We start from the raw sequence: 17,517 nt of genomic DNA, 5'->3' as shown, positions 1-17,517 counted from the left end.
TCTTGCGGGGAGGACGCTGTCACTGACCGGCAGGCACCGACATGTGCAGCAGCCGTTGGGTGATCTCCCGGTACTGCCTCAGGGCGAGCCGTAGTTCCTCGGTCTGCACGTCGGCGTCCGGGTCCTGCCAGCCTGTGCGCAGGACGCGCCGTCGTTCCGCGAGGGTGTCGGCGAACCGGGTGGTGACCTCGTCGAGGACGGCGTCGGCCTCTTCCACCGCTTGGCGCGGCCCGTCGACGAAGGTGGCCAGGGCCTGCTGGAGACGCAGGGCCAGCTTGCCCCGGTCGCCCTGCGGGATCAGGTCCGGGCCGGGCGTGCGATCGGGGCCGTCGGCGCCGGTGCCGGGCTCACGCGGTGCGTGAGCGGAATCGGTGCGGGCCGCCTGCGGGGCGAGCCGGGTCGGATCCGGGCTCCCAGGCTGGGGCTGCGGTGCGGGTTCGGCGTCGTGGGACATCAGGTGCTGCTTCCCTTCGCGTGGCGTCGGGTCAGTGGCCACGGCGCTTTGCCTTGGCCGTCGGGGGCAAAGGGCCGGGGCGGGGTGGCAGGCTGTCCGGTGACCAGTGCTTCGAAGAGGCTTCGGGATTCGACCATCGCCTCCCGCATGTCCTCGGTACCGCTCGGCCCGTGGGCCGCCGTGTGCATGCTGCGGTAGCCCTGGACGTGGTGGGCGTGGTGGACGGAGAGGGCGGCGATCTGGTCCTCGTACCGCTCGCCGTCGGGGAAGCCGCGGTCCCTTGCCAGGCGCGCCAGCAGTGTGTCCGCCTCGGTGACGGCCTGCTGCGGTGATTCGACGAACTGCTCCTGGATGGCGGCCCATCGCGTCCTGTAGCGCTCGCGGGCCGCGGGCGTCAGCGCCTGCTGCGTGAGGGAGCCGTGCTCCTGCACACGCTTGCCGAGTTCCTGTTCGGCGGCCTTGGTGTCGCCGTCGTGGTCGGCGACTGCGCGGGCGTACTCGGGTCCGAAGCGGCGCTTCAGTCCCTGCCCGCCACCGCCTCGGGTTCGTCCACGTCCCGTGTAGAGGAGGATGGCCAGGCCGATGACGGCCACGGCCATGATCACGACGATGATCATGGCTGCCTTCTCCGGCTCTCGGTGCGCACGCTGGTCTGCTTCATTGCCGTCGATTCCTGTCGGCTGGTCGAGTGTTCGGGCTGCCGGGTGGTGTCCGCCCGACGCGGGCACCCCCGGGGCGTTGGTGGTCAGGGCCTGAAGGCGTCCTTGGCCTTGTCGCCGGACTGCTTCAGGTTTCCGGAGACCCGGTCGGTCCTGCCTTCGCGTTGCAGTCGCCTGTTGCGGGTGGTCCGGCCGATGCGTTCGGTGACCCGGCCCTTGAACGCCTGTGTCTTGTGCTTGATGGTCTGTCCGACATTCATGGCCGGCCTCCTGCTTGTCTGGTGAGTGGGGTCCCGCGTGTGATCGCCGTACAGACCGTTGTCCCCGCGGGCAGGGGCGGGCTCCGGAACGGACTACCGGCGGCGGCCACTGCCGCGCCCGCGCATCGCGAAGCCGACGATCCAGACGACGAGCAGGACGGCGGCGACCCACCACAGGATCTGCATCGTGAAGCCGAACCCGAAGACCACCAGGATCAGCAGAAGGAGAAGAATCCAGATCATCGCCGGGCCTCCAGATCGCGGGAATTTCCTTGATTCCGCGGGGTCCGGGCGAAGCGGGAAGGTGGAATGCCGCGCCCCGATGTTCCGGAGTGGCATGGCCCTACGCCGTGTTGTCAGTCAACGCCCGGCAACCTCCTCTGTCAACGCGGCGTCGACACGGGCGAGTTCTGGGAGCTGCGCCGGGGCCGCCGGGATGAGCGGAGCCTCGGCGGGGGATTCGGCCGGCTCGGTCGACGGCGGGAGGATGTGGTCCTCCCACCACGAAAGGGCCATCACCCCGATGAGCAGGACGAAGGGGGTCGAAGCGGGAACGATCAGCGCGTACATGTGTACCGCCTGGTAGGGGATGCGTGCGACGCGGCGGGCGGCAGATCGTTGCCCGCTTGAAGCGCATCGGGGCTTCGCCGGGTTCTCGTGACGACGGGCGTGTGCGGGAACGGCCGGGCTCGTGACGCGGCGGGTTCCGGCACCGATGCGCAGGGTGCGCCCTCTGGGGAGCGCGTTGGCGGTGCGACGCTGCCGGGGGCCGGGGCGGCATGTCGCACGCTAGCCCTCGCCGCGGTTTCCCGACAGGTGGCAAGCAGCCATCAGTACCGGACGGGACGCGCTGACGTCGGACGGTACCCGCACGCGTCGGGCAGGACTACGCTGAGGGGTAAGGCCCCAGTCCCCGGTATCGATGCCGTGTTCTGCTCCCGGGGAGGCCCACCGTGTTCGTCCTGCTCCTCATCCTCATCGCCGTTCTCTTCGGCTTCGGCTTCCTTCACCCCGTCTGGTGGGTGGCGGCGGCGGTGCTGGTCTACGGCGCGACCCGCCACGGCCGCGATCGTGGCGGAGGCCGAAGCCGTGGCGGTTCCGATCTCGGGGACCATCGGCAGCCCCGGGACTACCGGGGCTATCAGGAGCGCCGGGATCGCCAGGACCGCTGGGACCGCCGCTACAGCCGCCAGAACCGGGCGCGCTGGCGGCGTGAGGACCGTCGGGACCATGACCACCACAGGTGACCCGTGGAGCGGGCGGGCAGCCACGGTCCGGGACGGCTCCGGCCAGACCGGAGACGTCGAACTCGTGAAGAGGTACATGCCATGCAACGCACAACCGTGCTCCAAGAGGACTGGTGGAAACTGCGGGCCGAGGCCACGTGGGGGAACGCATCGGCGGGGCAGGACCTCGTCGCACTGCGCGCCGAGAACGATCAGCTGCGGCGGGCGCTGACCGGCCGTGCGGTCATCGACCAGGCCTGCGGAATGGTGATGGTCCTGACCCCCTGCAGCCGCGGGGCGGCCAGGAACCTGCTGGTCGACGTCTCGCGGCAGTGCGGCACCAGACTTCCGGAGGTGGCCGCGGCCGTGGTCGCCGCCTGGGAGGGCAAGCCGCTCCCGGAGCGGATGCAGCGTGCGCTGCGTCGTGCACTGCGGCGGTTTCACGCGGAGGACCGAGGGTGCGGCTCGTCATCGGCCGATGAGTCGTCCAGATAGGGAGAGACCATGATCCACGCAGCCGACGTCCGGGAATGGCGCAACCGCGATGTCGTCGACCCCGAGTCGCACAAGATCGGTGTCCTGGAGGCGGTCTATGTGGACACCACCACCGACGAGCCGGCCATGGCCACGGTACGGACCGGACTGCCCACCCGGCACCGTCTGGTCTTCGTCCCACTTGAGGACGCGATCGTCGGCCCGGGCTATCTGAAGGTCGGCTATGTCAGAACGCTGGTGAAGCAGGCTCCTTCGATCGGTACCGACGACGTGCTTCCCGCCGAGCAGGAGGAAGCGGTCTTCAAGCACTACGGACTGCCCTACCAGCCCGGTGCGGCCGGGGAACGGCAACTTGCGCGCCGCTGACCGCCCTCGGACGGGAGGGCTGCCGTGTTCGCCTGGCCCGGCATCTTCGATGGCTGCCGTCCGTTTCGACCCGGACGGGACCAGAGGCGTGGTCGCGACGCTCCGCGGCTTCCCGCAGACACCCCCGCGCCGGCCCCCTCCGCCGACGCGCAACCGCGCAGGGCACCGGTGCGGGACGGGCCGCCCGTGGTCCGCCCCTTCGGTGCCCACGTACCGGAACCTGTGCGCGGCGTTGACTGTCCGTGACATGCCGACGGCGCTGAACCGCCGCCCACAGCCCCCAGCTCCGTCCTGCTGAGCCGACCGCGTCCGTTCGACGTGTCCCGGGCCCGACGACTCGGGTCGCCGGTGATCGACCGTCCGAGAGCATCCGGAGACTGCCCCGGGCAGCCGCGCCCGCGTCTGCCCGGGCATGGCCTCAATGCACCCGGTCCTCGGGGGTCTCCTGCGTGTCCTCGTCCGGCAGGTGCACGTCGTTGACCGCGATGTTCACCTCGACGACCTCCAGGCCCGTCATCCGTTCCACCGCCGCGATCACGTTCTCACGGACCTCTGCGGCGAGGTCGGTGATGCTCACTCCGTATGCGACGACGACCTGGAGATCGATGGCGGTCTGCTTCTCGCCGACCTCGACCTTGACGCCACGCCCCGCGCTCGGATGTCCGCCCGGGACCCGGTCGCGCATCGCGCCCATGGTGCGGGTGAATCCGCCGCCCAGCGCGTGGATTCCCGGGACCTCCCGTGCGGCGATGCCGGCGATCTTCTCCACCACCCCGTCGGCGATGGTCGTCCGGCCGCGGGTCCCAGGCTGTTCCCGGAGCCGGGGGCGTGCGGATTGCAGTGTCGTGCCCAGGTCGGTGCGGGGTTCCCCCGGGCCGGGCTCGGGCAGGGTGGAACCGTTCGGCTCCGTCATGCGAAGCCACCTCCTCGGGTGGTGCACTGACTGACGTGCCCGGCGGCCGTCGGCCGCCGCGTTTCGCGCCGCTTGCCCAGTACCGCGCTACGCGTCGGACATGCCCGCGTACGGCGTCACATCGCGGCCGCGGTCCAGGCGCTGGGACCAGGCGGGTCAGCGGACCCCACCGGACCGCGCCGGGGACTATGCTGCTGTACGGACGTCCCAGACCCCGGCGGCTTGTCGTTGCTCGACACATAGAGCGCGGGGAGCGGACTCGTAGTCCGTCACCCGGCGCATTCCAGGAGGGAACCGGGTGCTCCTCTGTCCTGTCGCACGGGCGGTCGGACCTGCCTTCGCTCCGACTCCGCCGAACGTACGCCCCCATCTGGAGGGCGTCAGGTGGTGCCGGATATCCGGCACGGCCGGGCCCGCTGCCGGATGGTCTTCCGAACCGAGGCGTCATGCCCCTTCCACAGCTCACCGTGTATCGCCGTGACCGAAGGAAACGGGCGCTGATCACCCTGGCCGGTGAGATCGACTTCGAATCCGCGCCGTTGGTGCGCGCATCCCTGGAGCAGTGCTTGCGGGACGGCATCCGCGCCATCGACGTCGACCTCACTCCTGTCAGTTTCTGTGACTGCAGCGGACTCAACGCCTTCCTGCACGCCGCGCGGCAGACCACCGTGGCGGGCGGGACCCTGCGACTGCACCACCCACCGCCGATGCTCGTCCTTGTAGTCGGCCTCACCGGGTGCGGGTTCCTGCTCCTCGGTCCTCCGTACGACCTGCCACCTCCTTCCCGCGACGCGCGGGCTGTGCCGGCTCCAGCCCTGCCGCACGGGTCTGTCCCGCCTGCGCCTGTTCTCCCGGGCGATGTGCGATGACGGCCGGACCCGGGCGGGGACAGCCACGGAAGCCGGGGAACGGCGAGGCCTGCGCCGTGGCGCCGGTGCGACTGCGCCGGCTGAACCGTCGGCTGGTGGAGGACCTGCGCGAGGATCTGGCGGGGTTGTATGTGGAGTCCCGCGTGCCGGACACGGGTGATGCGTACCGCCGTCCCGGCCGCCAGGACTTCCTGAACCGTCTCACCGCGGACATGGGCCGACCGGGATTCGCCATGGTGATCGCCGAGTCGGACGGCCTGATGGGATGCGCCTTCGGATTCCCGGTGCGCGGTGACGGCTCGTGGTGGCTCGGCTTCGACGGAGTCCTGCCGCGCGGCGTCGGGCAACTCACGGTGTCCGGCAGGGCCTTCGCGTTCGGTGACATCCTGATCCGCCCGCACCCGCAGGACCGGGAACTCGCCCGGCGTGTGCAGGAGCGGCTGCTGACCGACCACCAGGCCTCGCTCGGCGCCACCTTGGTGGACGGGGCCGATCACCCGACTCTCTCCGCGCTCCGCTCCTGGGGATGGCTGGATGTCGGAGAGCTTCGCAGGCCACTGGGCGTCACCACGTTCCGCGCGCTGGTGTTTCCCCTGGCGGAACGCGCCACGGTGACGGGGGTGGGCCTTGTCGCGATGCCGGGAGGCGGTGGCCCGGGTGGGCGCTGAGAGCAGGTCGGCCCGCATCCAGCTACTGGTGGCCGAGCAGGCGGCCCGGCGCGGTGCCCGGGTCGACGTGGTGGACGTGTGTACCGCGGCCGTCGCCGCGCTGCCGGTCGGCGGGGCCGGGCTGTCGGCGATGTCCAGGGCCGCGCCGAGCCACCCGCTGTGCAGCACCGACACTGTCAGCGAGCAACTGGAAGAGCTCCAGCTCACGCTGGGCGAGGGGCCCTGTGTGGACGCCTTCCTGCACGGCTCGGCCGTCCTGACACCCGATCTGCTCACCCGTGGCCTGCAGGATCGCTGGATGGTGTTCGCCGATGCGGCCCTGGAAGCCGGGGCCCGCGCGGTCTTCGCGCTTCCTCTGCAGATGGGCGCGATCAGCCCGGGAGTTCTGGACCTGTACGCCCACGTTCCGGTCCGGTTGGACGCGGAGGAACTGGCGGACGCGCTGGCGTTCGCCGACCTCGCGACTCTGGTGCTGCTCGACGCGCGCATCGACGAGACGGGCGGGCCGCGTGATGGCCCCGTCGAGGACCTGGGCGCCTACCGGGCGGAGATCGACCAGGCCAGCGGGATGCTCACGGTTCAGCTCGGCGTCGGCATCGAGGAAGCCTTCGTCCGGCTCCGCGCCTACGCCTATGCACAGGGACGCCGGCTCGCCGACGTGGCTGCGGACGTGGTGGCCCGTCGGCTTCGTTTCTCCCCGGACGCGGAGCCGGACCAGGCCGGGGAGGAAACCTGACGCATCGGTGTCGGCCGAGGAACATGCCGTACTTCCCGCCCCTTCCCGGCGGGACCAGTCTTAATCGAGGGTGTCCACGATGGATCAACAACTCCTGGCCAAGACCTTCGTCGAGTTGGCCGACAACCTGGTCGCCGACTTCGACCTCATGGACTTCCTGCGCCTGCTGACCGACCGCTGCGTCGGCATGCTCGACGCGAGCGCCGCCGGGGTCCTGCTCGCAGACCGGGACGGCAAACTCCGCGTCATGGCCGCCTCCGACGAACAGGTGCGTGTGCTGGAGCTCTTCCAGCTCCAGAACGACCAAGGCCCCTGCCTCACGTGCTTCCGCACCGGCGCGCCGGTGATCATCCCCGACCTGACCCGGGAGGTCGACCGCTGGCCGCGCTTCGTCACGGCGGCCCACCGCAGCGGATTCGGGGCCGTCCAGGCCCTGCCCATGCGCCTGCGGGAGGAGACAGTGGGCGCCCTGAACCTCTTCCGTGCCGCGCCCGGCCCCTTCGACCCGGCCGCCACCCTCGTCGCCCAGGCGCTGGCCGACGTCGCCACCATCAGCCTGCTGCAACAACGCACCGCGCAGCGCAGCACGGTGCTCAACGAGCAGCTGCAGACGGCGCTGAACAGCCGGGTACTGATCGAACAGGCCAAGGGGAAGCTCGCCGAACGCCAGGGCATAGACATGGAGCAGGCGTTCAGCGCGCTGCGCGGTTATGCCCGCTCCCACAACCGGCGCCTGGCCGACGTGGCCCGCGCCTTCATCGACGGCTCGGAACCCCTTGCCGGGCTGGGGTCCTGACCCACTCCGCGCCGCAGCCGACGCGCACCGGCACGCCGCTCCTGCGCCGGGAACCGTGGGCCGGACAGCCGCCGCCGCACGACGGCGGCGGCCGTCCGGAGCGCAAGGAACGGGAGGCCCCCCTCCGCCGTGTCCTCGCGCGTTGCCCTCTGCGGCGGCGGGACTGATGGGAACACCCCGTCTGGAAATTGCCGAGAGGACTTGGGCTGGAGCCGCGCTGTCCGGCGATACGGCTCCAGCCGGGCCTGGTTTCCGACTCGGGGGCTGGGAGCCTGGGTGGGGAGACTTGCTGGTACCTGAAACGGTCGCAGTCCCACCTTCCCTGCGTGCAGCCTAGAGCAGATTCAGGAGCGGCGGAACAGGGCCTGACGTAAGTGTGCTCGTCTCGTGTGAACGCCGGATGTGCGCGGTGTCGCGTCGAGCACCGGGCCGATGCCGGCCGCCACAGGCGAGCGGCAGCCACGGCGGGAGGACCGGTTCCTTGGCCGTGGCTGCGGGAACTCTTCGGCACAGGCTCGTACAGCCGAAGCCGATGGTCGGCACCCGCCGCACGTCTGGCCGAAGGGATCGCCCCATGACCTGAACGACCTGGCGGTCGGCCGACCCGCCGCCCGGGCCACAGTGGCCCCGTGCCCCCAACTGGCCCCGGAGCGGCGCCGATCCGGGGCTATGCTGGCGAACAGACGTCCCGGACCCCGGCGCCGCACCACACATCGGCCACGATGGCACTCCCGCCCATCTGCCGGTCTCCTGAACCGAGGCGCCCCATGCGCACTCCGCGGCAACCCCACGAACCCGAAGGCCCGGAGCCGTCCGCCATGGACACGGTGCGGCTGCGCCGGCTGAACCGCTGGCAGGCCGAGGGCATGCGAGAGGACCTGGCGGATCTGTACGTGGAGTCCACCACCACCCCGCCGGGCGAGGAGTTCCGCGGCCGGCAGGAGTTCCTGCGCCGTCTGGCGGACGGCGTGAAACTGCCGGGATTCGACATGCTGGTCGCCGAGGCCCGGTCCCTGACCGGGTGTGTCTTCGGAATCCCCGTGCCACGTGACGGCTCCTGGTGGCAGGGGTTCGACGGGCCGCTGCCCCAGAACCTGGAGCAACTGACCGCGTCCGGACACGTCTTCGCGATCCTCGAAACCGTCGTCCATCCGCACCAGTACGCCCGCGGGCTCGCTCGCCGGCTCCAGGAGCGCCTGCTCGCCGACCACCAGGCTTCGCTCGGCGTCACCTTGCTGGACCAGTCCGACCGCCCGGCCCGTGCTGCCTTGGAGGCGTGGGGCTGGCAGGAGGTGGGCCAGGTCCACCGCGCCCCGACCGTCCTGTGCGTACTGCTTCTGTCCCTCGGAGAGCGCACGACGCAGCATCCGGACGGCCTCGCGCACAACGACCGGACCCAACGGCCCGGATAGCCGCCTGCGCCGGCCGGGTGCGACGCGTGCGAAGCCGGAGACGCGCGACGTGGACGTGCGAAGACGTGGAGGCGTCGAGAAGCCATGGAGGAGCAGGTTGAGCTGTCTGCGGAGCAGGAGGCGCGGCGGATCGCCGCGGTGCGTCGTTACGACATCCTGGACACCCCGCCGGACGGTGCCTTCGACCGGATCGCCGCGCTGGCGGCCCGCCTGTTCGACGCTCCGTCCGCAACGGTGACGATCGTGGACACCGACCGGGTCTGGTTCAAGGCCGCGTACGGTCTGGCGGGGGTCACGCAGATCGGCCGGGACCCGGGGCTGTGCACCTCGGTGATCACCACGGGCAGTCCTCTGGTCGTCCCCGACACCCTCGACGACCCGGTCGCCCGCGCCCACTCCCTGGTGACCGGTCCCGCTCGGGCGCGCTTCTACGCCGCTGCCCCGATCACCACCGGCGACGGTCACCGCCTGGGCACCGTGGACGTCCTGGACACCAGGCCGCGCCGCATCACAGCGGATCAGGCCACCGCCCTGACCGACCTGGCCGCGCTCGTGATGGACGAACTCGAACTGCGGCTGGCCGCCCTGCGCATGCTCCGCGTGGAACGGGAACTGGTTGAGGTGGAACACGCGGCACGTGAGCGCGCCGAGCGGGACCGGTCGGAGATCGTCGCGTACGCCTCCACACTGCAGCGCTCCCTGCTGCCCCCGGCACTGCCGGAAGTGCCGGGCCTGGAGGCCGCCTGCCACTACACCACCGCCTCGGTCCACGACGTCGGCGGCGACTTCTACGACGTCTTCCCGCTCGGCGCCGGGCGGTGGGCGTTCTTCCTCGGCGACGTCAGCGGCCGGGGCGCGCCCGCCGCCGCGCTCACCTCGCTGATCCGCTACACCCTGCGTACCACCGCTCTGTTGGAACCGGATCCGTGTGCCGTACTGCGGGTGCTCAACACCGCCCTGCTGTCGGCATCGTCCGACGGCAGCGGCTTCTGCACCCTCGTCTTCGGCACCCTCGCTCCCGACCCCGCGGGCGGCTTCGCCCTCACCCTCGCCGGAGGCGGCCATCTCCCGGCCCACCACCTGCGGCCCGCCCGCCGCGACGGGCCCGCCCGGGCAGCAGCCGGGACCGAGCAGGTGAACCTGGCGGGAGGGATGCTTGTCGGCGCCCTGCCGCAGGCGGACTTCGTCTCCCGGGCCGTTCAACTCCTGCCCGGCGAGGCGCTCTTCCTCTACAGCAACGGACTCACCGAGGCCCGTACTTCCCGCGGCGCCCGGTTCGGCGAGAGCGGCCTGTCCTCCCACCTCACCCACCACGCCGCCACCAACCGAGCCCTCGGCGCCACCGCGATCATCAGCGACCTCACCGCGCTGCTGAACACCTTCCCCGCAGGACCCGCGGACGACGTCGCGCTCCTCGCCCTCAGCGCCACCTCCACGACGCCCGCCACCACACCCTCCGGCGCTTCGGGCACCGCGCACACCAGCGTGCCCCTCCGGCCCCCCGACAGCACGTGACCGGGCCGCACGGGCGATGAGCAGACAGGCCGACCGCCGGGCGCGCCCGCCGTCATCTCCGGTCCGCCGAATGGAGGCGCCGCAGCGCCTGGCGCAGCTCCTGTCGCACCGGTGCCGGGAGCGCCTCGTCCTTCGTCGTGGCGACCAGGGCCGCGGCCACGTCCCGGAGCTTGATGTTGCAGCGCTGCGACACGCCCACCAGCAGGTCCCAGGCCCTCTCACTGGTGCAGGGCGCCAGGGCCATCACCATGCCGCACGCCTGGTCGATCACCGCACGGCTCGCCAGCGCCCGCTCCAACTGCTCGTTGGCGGCCCGCAGTTCGCCGACCTCGGCCAGCAGTGCCGCATCCCGAGCCGTCGACAGCGGCGGCTCTTCACGGGGCGTGGTGTCGGTCACCCGCGGTGCTCGCGGTCCCGAAGGGCCTCGCGCCTCCAGCGCTCCCGATGCCGAGGGCGGTACCGGCGCTTCCGGTGGTCCTGGTGCTCCCGGAGATCGGAACTGCCGCCACGGTCCCAGCCCCCGCCTTCACCACGGCGCCCGTATTGGATGGCGCCGAACACCAGCACGACTGAGGTCGCGACCACCCACCAGAAGGGGCTGAGGAAGCAGAAGCCGGACAGGACCACGACGAGGATGAGGAGCAGGGCGAACACGGTGGGCCTCCCCGGAGCGGCGCTTCACTGCCGGGGGCCTGGGCCTGTTCGAACAGCGTAGCCCTGTCCTGAGGCAGCTGGTGACGCCCCGTGTAACGGTCTCGCACCCGGAGCTGATGGTCCCTTGCCGGCCGTTCAGGGAGCGCGGCGAGAGCCGACGTGTGCGGTGCGGTCCGAGCCCCCGGCCGCCTCGATCACCCTCGCGCTCCGCGGACGCACCTCGCGTATCGGCGCGGGAACCTGCCGCGTCACGAGCGAGGCCGCTCCCGCAGTCGCCGTCGCCATGGCATCCCGGCGAAGCCACATCTGCCGTCGCCGCCCTGCACGTCCTGTGGTGGGTCGCAGCCGTCCTGCTGGTCGCCTGGATCCGTCGGCTCCGCGATGCGCGGGCGCGGCGGTGTCAGGCGCCGGTAGTCCACCAGGAGAGGATGCCCTGCCGCCGCGGATGCCGAGGGTGACGGCGGGCAGCGGCATCGTCCCGGTGGCGGGGATGCCGCGCACCCCGCCCGCCACGAGGCCCGGCAGGAACCGGGACGGGAGACCACGCAACGGCTGCTGCGCGTGTGAGCGGGTCTTGGATCCACCGCACCGGCGTATCCATCAAGAGCGCGAGCCGCGGCGGCCGCAGTAACATGGATTGTGGGTTGGCTCACTCTCACGTGCAGCCGCCCGGAAGGGCGACTCCGGCGTGGTTGCGCCGGAGTCGTTGTCACAGCCGCTCTTCCGGTTCCGGCCTGGCCGCGATCTTCCAGGGGAGGCGGCCCGCCTCGACCGGTGTCCCGCTCAGGAGGGACAGCGCATGATCCAGGCAGTCGACATCCGCGAGTGGCGCACCCATGACGTCGTCGACCCGAAGGGTCACAGGATCGGCGTGCTCGAAGCGGTCTACGTGGACACCACCACCGACGAACCGGCCGTGGCCACCGTACGGACCGGGCTGCCGACTCGTCGGCGCCTGGTCTTCGTGCCCGTTGACGACGCACTCCTGGGGCCGGGCTACGTGAAGATCGCCCACGCCAGGAGCCTGGTCAGGAAGGCTCCTTCGATCGGCACGGACGACGTCCTGCCCGCCGAGCAGGAGGAAGCGATCTTCCAGCACTACGGGATGACGTACCAGCCGGGCGTGAACGGCGAACGAAAGCTCGCACGCCGCTGAGCGACGGCACGGTCCAAGGGAGGTGTCCAAGCCATGGCGTACTTTCTCCTGTTCCTCCTTGTTGCCGTCGTCCTGGGAATCATCGGCGTGACGGCCGCAGGTCTGGGCTATCTGCTGATCGTCGGCATCGTGGTTCTCGTGGCCGACGTGACCGTGGTCGCCGTGCGGCTGTCCCGGCGCGCCCGGCGGCGTCCTCTCCGCTGACGGCGACGGGTGGCAGCGGATCACGCACGTCACCGCTGGAACATGCCGGGTCGAGGCGGCGGCGACCACCCCGGCCGGAATGCACGGTCACGCGCGCTTCTCGGCCGACTTCGGAACGCTGGGGAAGTGGGCGGGAGGTTCACGTCCGCTCTGGGAGCTGCTTCAGCGGCTGCCCCCGCCGGGGAAGCGGTCGGCGTTGCCCCGAGCACCGTTGTCGTGCTGATCACGGGCGAGGTGCCGGTGCCGAGCGGGTCAGGGCGATGCGAAGCCTTCGCAGAGCTGCGGTGACCGAGTGGCCTCGTATCCCGCCGGTCTCCTCCCGAGAGGGAGCTGGGGGATCGGGTCGGTCGGATGAGCAGGTCGGCGTGGGAGGCCGCCAGATGGTCCGTCAGCTTCTGAAGCGTGTCGGACAACGCGGTCTCGGCCGTGTTCGCGCCCATGGCGCGCTCCTCACTGCCGCAGACGGCCGACCTCGGCAGCCGATCGGTACCCGCATGCTCGGCGTCGGTCCGTCCACTTCCCACACTTGTACGGATCGCGTCCGTGGAACGGCCCGCCGAAGGAGTAAGCTGATGTTACCGAGGGTATTTCGCGCACCGGCCTCCATGCTTGTGTCGTTTTCGGCGATTGATTTCACCGGGCCGGTCCGACCGGCCCGGAGCAGGGTTCGCATCATGACAGCGACCGTTTCGTACGCGCCGGCAATCGAACATCGGCCCTCTTCTCCGTCTCTCCGCATGCCGTCGGCTCTCACCGGTTCGGTTCCGGCTCTGCAGGAGGGCGCCTGGTGGTACCACTCCTGTTATCCGGGGGCGGAACTTCCCCGGGCGACAGCCCTGCTCGACCCGCAGACGACTCGCGTCTCGGCCTCGTGGCTGATGGACGCCGTGAGCGACCCGCTGCGCACGTCGACCGCGGGACCGCTGATGGAGGAGGCGGCGCGTCTGCGCACCGTGACGGCGGCCGAACGGGCCGTGGAGGTCGTCTGGGATGCCGAAGGAGGCCGTGAGGCTCCCGGTCCGGCCTCACGTCCACGGATCCCGGCAGTCACTGCTCCGGTACTCACCATTCCGGCAGGCGCCCTGCCGACACCGCATCCGGCGAAGGGCATGTGAGGGTCATGGAGACCTTCGTGGCCTTGATGGCGCTCCTGGCGATGGTCGCTGTCGGTGTGCTCCTGATCCACCTGCTCAACAACCAGCACGACGAGCGCATCGCCGATTTCCACTACGGCCGCTCCCGGTCGGCTGTCCGGGGGTCGGCACCATCGGCCCCGCAGAAGCTTCGCGGTCGTGCCGGAACGAATGGCGCCGGCGATCGCCGCGACCACCGCGACGGGGGACGCGGACGGCTCCGGCCACGGCGCCGGACCCGGACCCGGACGGCGGGGAAGTGAGTCGCCATGCTCCCCGCCATGCAGTCCGTGAAGCTTCTGGCAGACACCGGCGGTGAGCCGGTGCTTCCCGGCACCGCGGTCCTGCGGATGGAGACCACAGCGAGGCGCACGGGGACGTTCGACGGCGCCTGGTGGCCGCGGACCCGCGACCTCAAGAGCCAGCTGTCGGCTCTCCTCACCGCGCTGACGGCCCGCCTGGGCCCCATTGCCCGCGTGGGCCTCGACGCGAGCGACTGGGACGGGGCTCCGGGCCATCTGTTCGTCGACGGGCACATGGTGCGTATCGACTGGTCCGCCGTGGGCGACCACACCATGATCGTCACCCGTGGCGACCAGGACCACTTCCTGTTCCTGGTGATCCCGCCGGGGGCCGGTATCGGCCCCGCGCACGACGCGATGGTCATGGCCGTACAGGACGACAACGACGTCTCAGCCGAGCGGATTCTGGCCGCCACCGGCATCACCGGGGCCGGCCCGAGCGACGTACCGCAGAGTTCTCCCGGCCGAGCCGGGCCGACGTAGCAGAGCCTCAACAGCAGCCCGGGACCCCGGCCGCACCCACGGGCACAGGCCGGGGTCCTCCCGTGCCGGGTGCTTCCCGGACCGCTCGGTCCGGGACCGTCATCGACGTAAGGAATGTGAGAACCATGGGTGTTCTGATCACTGTGCTGGTGGTGTTCGCCGTGGCCGGGCTGGTCCTGCTCGGCCTGAGCCTGCGCAACGTCCAGCAGTACGAGAAGGGCGTGGTGTTCCGCTTCGGGCGGCTGCTGCCGGACATCCGCGGGCCCGGCCTGCGTGTCATCCGGCCGATCGGGGACCGGATGCGGAAGGTGTCCGTCCAGACCGAGGTGCTGGGCATCCCGCCGCAGGGGTCCATCACCGCCGACAACGTGACGCTCACCGTAGACGCGGTCGTCTACTTCCGGGTCATCGACCCGGTCAAGGCCCTGGTGAACGTCCGCAATTACCCCAGCGCCGTCTCCCAGATCGCCCAGACCTCGCTGCGCGCGGTCATCGGCAGGGCGGATCTGGACACACTCCTCTCCGACCGCGACCACATCAACGCGGAGCTCAAGAAGGTGATGGACGCCCCCACCGAGGAACCGTGGGGACTGCGCATCGAGCGGGTGGAGATCAAGGACATCGCCCTTCCGCAGTCGATGATGCGCTCCATGTCCAAGCAGGCCGAGGCCGAGCGTGAACGCCGTGCCCGGGTCATCGCCGCCGACGGTGAGTTCCAGGCGTCCCAGCGTCTGAGTGACGCCGCGGCGACCATGGCCGACACTCCGGGCGCGCTCCAACTGCGCCTCCTGCAGACCGTGGTGGACGTCTCGGCGGAGAAGAACAGCACCCTGGTCATGCCGTTCCCGGTGGAGATGCTCCGCTTCTTCGAGCACCAGAGCCGGGAGACCGACGGCGAATCCATCCACCGGAGCATCCCGCGCCCCGCGCTCCCGGAGCGCCCGGAGCGCCCGGAACCCCATGAACTCTCCGAACTGATCACCTCTGTCCAACCGACTGCGCCCGCCTTCCCTCTGAGCGGAGAACGGGTCGGCTCCCAGGGAGAACGGATCGGCAGTCGCACGGCAGTGGCGCGGGAACGGCGGGACAACTGGCCGACCCACGCGGATTCCGACTCCGACGCGTCACATGCCGGTGGGTGATCCCCGCCCGGTCCCGGGCAGCCGGCGGATGAGCGCCGAGCTCCAGGGCGGCGAGTCGTCCACCATGGTCGCGGTGCGGTTGCGTCGGGTGAACCGTTGGCTGGCGCCGGACCGGGACGAGGTCATGGTCGAGTACGTCCCCGAGCGGTTCCTCCACCGCTTGGCCGCATCACCCCTTGGCCGGGAACACTTCGTCCTCAGGGCGAGGGTCTCGCCGATGCGGCTGCGGTAGGCGCATCGCGTTGACGACGCAGCGGGCGGCGTTGTAAGCGGGGACGGTCTCTCCTGGGGCTGCTTCGAATCGTTCGACGCCGAGAGCGAAGGCCGTCGGGGCGTGCTGTGCCACTACGGTCGGCGGGTAGGAGATCGCCCACCGTTCACGACGGTGCAGGCACGTCTGGCCCTGCTCTCCTCCCGTGAGCGCCTGCCCGTTCGGGGACCTCCAAGCCTGTCCCAGGAACTTCCGGGGATTTTCCGCCGAGCAACGAGGGAAGGCCACGACGGCGCTGAAAGATAAGAACGCGCCGGTCAGAGCCTACTTGTCAGCACTCGATGATGTTCACCGCGAGCCCACCGCGCGCCGTCTCCTTGTACTTCACGGACATGTCCGCGCCGGTGTCCTTCATCGTCTTGATGACCTTGTCCAGGGACACCTTGTGCGAGCCGTCGCCGCGCATCGCCATCCGGGCGGCCGTGACCGCCTTCACCGCGGCCATGCCGTTGCGCTCGATGCAGGGGATCTGGACCAGGCCGCCTACGGGGTCGCAGGTCAGGCCGAGGTTGTGTTCCATGCCGATCTCCGCGGCGTTCTCCACCTGTTCGGGAGAGCCGCCGAGCACCTCGGCCAGTGCGCCCGCCGCCATCGAGCAGGCCGAGCCGACCTCGCCCTGGCAGCCGACCTCGGCGCCGGAGATCGAGGCGTTCTCCTTGAAGAGCATGCCGATCGCGCCCGCGGCCAGCAGGAAGCGGACGACTCCGTCCTCGTCGGCGCCCGGCACGAAGTTGATGTAGTAGTGCAGAACGGCCGGGATGATGCCCGCCGCGCCGTTCGTGGGGGCGGTGACGACCCGGCCGCCCGCCGCGTTCTCCTCGTTCACCGCCATCGCGTAGAGCGTGATCCACTCCATGGCGTGCGCCAACGGGTCGCCCTCGGCGCGGAGTTGGCGGGCGGAGACCGCGGCCCGGCGCCGCACCTTCAGACCGCCGGGCAGGATGCCCTCGCGGGACATGCCGCGGGACACGCACGCCTGCATGACCCGCCAGATGTCCAGGAGCCCCGAGCGGATCTCGTCCTCGGTGCGCCAGGCCCGCTCGTTCTCCAGCATCAGGGCGGAGATGGACAGGCCCGTCTCGTTCGTCAGGCGCAGCAGCTCGTCGCCCGTGCGGAAGGGGTACTTCAGCACCGTGTCGTCCAGCTTGATGCGGTCCTGGCCGACCGCGTCCTCGTCGACGACGAAGCCGCCGCCCACCGAGTAGTACGTCTTCGACAGCAGCTCCGTACCCGAGGCGTCGAACGCCCACACGGTCATGCCGTTCGCGTGGTACGGGAGGGTCTTGCGGCGGTGCAGTTTCAGGTCGTCGTCGAAGGAGAACGGGATCTCGTGCTCGCCGAGGAGCCGGATCCGGCCGGACGACTTGATCGCCTCCACCCGCTCGTCCGCCCCCTCCACGTCCACCGTCCGTGGCGAGGCGCCCTCCAGGCCGAGCAGCACCGCCTTGGGGGTGCCGTGGCCGTGGCCGGTCGCCCCCAGGGAGCCGTACAGCTCGGCGCGGACGGACGCGACGGAGCCCAGCAGCTCCTCGTTGCGCAGGCGGCGGGCGAACATGCGGGCCGCACGCATCGGTCCCACCGTGTGGGAGCTCGACGGGCCTATGCCGATCGAGAACAGGTCGAAGACCGAGATGGCCACGGGAACTCCTCCGAAAAGGGTGGGGGCACACGTCGTCGGGTGCCCCCACCGGGGAACTACTTGTTCAGACCGGGGTAGAGCGGGTGCTTGTCGGCGAGGGCCTTGACCCGGGTCTTGAGTGCCTCGGCCTCGTAGGACGGCTTGAGTGCCTCGGCGATGACGTC

The 17,517-nt window shown here is 70.7% G+C and carries 25 protein-coding genes; 16 read left to right on the top strand and 9 right to left on the bottom strand.

The window, feature by feature from the left end:
• Window positions 1-19: 19 nt before the first annotated feature.
• From IH68_RS50910 to IH68_RS0144980, 5 genes are all read right to left on the bottom strand, one after another.
• On the bottom strand, window positions 20-454 hold the full coding sequence (locus tag IH68_RS50910) for a hypothetical protein (protein WP_199932000.1): 435 nt from the start codon (window positions 452-454) through the stop codon (window positions 20-22).
• A complete protein-coding gene (locus tag IH68_RS0144995) occupies window positions 454-1,071 on the bottom strand; it encodes a hypothetical protein (RefSeq protein WP_030948479.1) in 618 nt (205 codons plus the stop codon). The genes IH68_RS50910 and IH68_RS0144995 overlap by 1 nt, the downstream gene beginning before the upstream one ends.
• Before the next feature lie 128 nt (window positions 1,072-1,199).
• Entirely contained in the window at window positions 1,200-1,373 is a 174-nt protein-coding gene (locus tag IH68_RS54500; RefSeq protein ID WP_078912903.1) for a CsbD family protein, read from the bottom strand.
• Between the two features lie 93 nt (window positions 1,374-1,466).
• Window positions 1,467-1,616, bottom strand: a complete 150-nt coding sequence (locus IH68_RS0144985) for a hypothetical protein (RefSeq protein ID WP_030948476.1) — start codon at window positions 1,614-1,616, stop codon at window positions 1,467-1,469.
• 117 nt (window positions 1,617-1,733) lie between these two features.
• On the bottom strand, window positions 1,734-1,943 hold the full coding sequence (locus IH68_RS0144980; RefSeq protein WP_030948473.1) for a hypothetical protein: 210 nt from the start codon (window positions 1,941-1,943) through the stop codon (window positions 1,734-1,736).
• A gap of 383 nt (window positions 1,944-2,326) precedes the next feature.
• Between IH68_RS0144980 and IH68_RS0144975 the strand changes: the two genes are divergently transcribed.
• From IH68_RS0144975 to IH68_RS0144965, 3 genes are all read left to right on the top strand, one after another.
• Complete coding sequence (locus IH68_RS0144975; protein WP_030948471.1) at window positions 2,327-2,620, top strand: hypothetical protein; 294 nt, start codon at window positions 2,327-2,329, stop codon at window positions 2,618-2,620.
• An 81-nt stretch (window positions 2,621-2,701) separates the two neighbouring features.
• On the top strand, window positions 2,702-3,094 hold the full coding sequence (locus tag IH68_RS0144970; protein WP_037886333.1) for an ANTAR domain-containing protein: 393 nt from the start codon (window positions 2,702-2,704) through the stop codon (window positions 3,092-3,094).
• A 9-nt stretch (window positions 3,095-3,103) separates the two neighbouring features.
• On the top strand, window positions 3,104-3,460 hold the full coding sequence (locus IH68_RS0144965; protein ID WP_030948467.1) for a PRC-barrel domain-containing protein: 357 nt from the start codon (window positions 3,104-3,106) through the stop codon (window positions 3,458-3,460).
• Window positions 3,461-3,878: 418 nt separating this feature from the next.
• On the opposite strand, the gene IH68_RS0144960 is transcribed toward IH68_RS0144965, so the two are convergent.
• On the bottom strand, window positions 3,879-4,373 hold the full coding sequence (locus IH68_RS0144960; RefSeq protein WP_030948464.1) for an Asp23/Gls24 family envelope stress response protein: 495 nt from the start codon (window positions 4,371-4,373) through the stop codon (window positions 3,879-3,881).
• 446 nt (window positions 4,374-4,819) lie between these two features.
• On the opposite strand from IH68_RS0144960, the gene IH68_RS0144955 reads away from it, so the two are divergent.
• From IH68_RS0144955 to IH68_RS0144930, 6 genes are all read left to right on the top strand, one after another.
• Complete coding sequence (locus IH68_RS0144955) at window positions 4,820-5,242, top strand: STAS domain-containing protein (protein ID WP_030948460.1); 423 nt, start codon at window positions 4,820-4,822, stop codon at window positions 5,240-5,242.
• A complete protein-coding gene (locus IH68_RS0144950; protein ID WP_234341801.1) occupies window positions 5,239-5,910 on the top strand; it encodes a hypothetical protein in 672 nt (223 codons plus the stop codon). The genes IH68_RS0144955 and IH68_RS0144950 overlap by 4 nt, the downstream gene beginning before the upstream one ends.
• Window positions 5,900-6,646: an ANTAR domain-containing protein gene (locus IH68_RS0144945; RefSeq protein WP_030948453.1), complete on the top strand. Its 747-nt coding sequence runs from the start codon at window positions 5,900-5,902 to the stop codon at window positions 6,644-6,646. The genes IH68_RS0144950 and IH68_RS0144945 overlap by 11 nt, the downstream gene beginning before the upstream one ends.
• 79 nt (window positions 6,647-6,725) lie before the next feature.
• Window positions 6,726-7,442: a GAF and ANTAR domain-containing protein gene (locus IH68_RS0144940; protein ID WP_030948449.1), complete on the top strand. Its 717-nt coding sequence runs from the start codon at window positions 6,726-6,728 to the stop codon at window positions 7,440-7,442.
• Between the two features lie 767 nt (window positions 7,443-8,209).
• Entirely contained in the window at window positions 8,210-8,854 is a 645-nt protein-coding gene (locus IH68_RS0144935) for a hypothetical protein (RefSeq protein ID WP_234341800.1), read from the top strand.
• An 84-nt stretch (window positions 8,855-8,938) separates the two neighbouring features.
• Window positions 8,939-10,369 (top strand): PP2C family protein-serine/threonine phosphatase, encoded by a 1,431-nt coding sequence (locus tag IH68_RS0144930; protein WP_051834051.1) that lies wholly within the window; start codon window positions 8,939-8,941, stop codon window positions 10,367-10,369.
• Window positions 10,370-10,421: 52 nt separating this feature from the next.
• On the opposite strand, the gene IH68_RS0144925 is transcribed toward IH68_RS0144930, so the two are convergent.
• Window positions 10,422-10,766 carry an ANTAR domain-containing protein gene (locus IH68_RS0144925; protein ID WP_037886330.1) on the bottom strand — a complete coding sequence of 115 codons (345 nt, stop codon included), beginning with the start codon at window positions 10,764-10,766 and terminating at the stop codon, window positions 10,422-10,424.
• Window positions 10,763-11,023, bottom strand: coding sequence for a hypothetical protein (locus IH68_RS0144920; RefSeq protein WP_030948438.1), 261 nt, complete (start codon window positions 11,021-11,023; stop codon window positions 10,763-10,765). The genes IH68_RS0144925 and IH68_RS0144920 overlap by 4 nt, the downstream gene beginning before the upstream one ends.
• A 799-nt stretch (window positions 11,024-11,822) precedes the next feature.
• Here IH68_RS0144920 and IH68_RS0144915 point away from each other — a divergent pair.
• From IH68_RS0144915 to IH68_RS56815, 7 genes are all read left to right on the top strand, one after another.
• Entirely contained in the window at window positions 11,823-12,179 is a 357-nt protein-coding gene (locus tag IH68_RS0144915) for a PRC-barrel domain-containing protein (protein ID WP_030948435.1), read from the top strand.
• Window positions 12,180-12,212: 33 nt separating this feature from the next.
• A complete protein-coding gene (locus tag IH68_RS57490) occupies window positions 12,213-12,383 on the top strand; it encodes a hypothetical protein (protein WP_180292269.1) in 171 nt (56 codons plus the stop codon).
• A 737-nt stretch (window positions 12,384-13,120) separates the two neighbouring features.
• Entirely contained in the window at window positions 13,121-13,498 is a 378-nt protein-coding gene (locus IH68_RS52170) for a hypothetical protein (protein WP_051834050.1), read from the top strand.
• A 5-nt stretch (window positions 13,499-13,503) separates the two neighbouring features.
• A complete protein-coding gene (locus IH68_RS0144900; RefSeq protein WP_030948429.1) occupies window positions 13,504-13,779 on the top strand; it encodes a hypothetical protein in 276 nt (91 codons plus the stop codon).
• Window positions 13,780-13,797: 18 nt separating this feature from the next.
• Window positions 13,798-14,301: a DUF5994 family protein gene (locus IH68_RS0144895; RefSeq protein WP_030948425.1), complete on the top strand. Its 504-nt coding sequence runs from the start codon at window positions 13,798-13,800 to the stop codon at window positions 14,299-14,301.
• 125 nt (window positions 14,302-14,426) lie between these two features.
• A complete protein-coding gene (locus IH68_RS0144890; RefSeq protein WP_078912902.1) occupies window positions 14,427-15,443 on the top strand; it encodes a slipin family protein in 1,017 nt (338 codons plus the stop codon).
• Between the two features lie 28 nt (window positions 15,444-15,471).
• Complete coding sequence (locus tag IH68_RS56815) at window positions 15,472-15,675, top strand: hypothetical protein (RefSeq protein WP_030948418.1); 204 nt, start codon at window positions 15,472-15,474, stop codon at window positions 15,673-15,675.
• 310 nt (window positions 15,676-15,985) lie between these two features.
• Here the strand turns inward: IH68_RS56815 and IH68_RS0144875 are convergent, their stop codons facing one another.
• Window positions 15,986-17,353, bottom strand: a complete 1,368-nt coding sequence (locus IH68_RS0144875) for an L-serine ammonia-lyase (RefSeq protein WP_030948415.1) — start codon at window positions 17,351-17,353, stop codon at window positions 15,986-15,988.
• Window positions 17,354-17,517: the final 164 nt, after the last annotated feature.

Origin of the sequence: Streptomyces sp. NRRL S-646 (genome assembly GCF_000720765.1) — a bacterium.
Taxonomy (GTDB): Bacteria; Actinomycetota; Actinomycetes; order Streptomycetales; family Streptomycetaceae; genus Streptomyces.
This window is presented reverse-complemented; position numbering and strand designations above follow the sequence as displayed.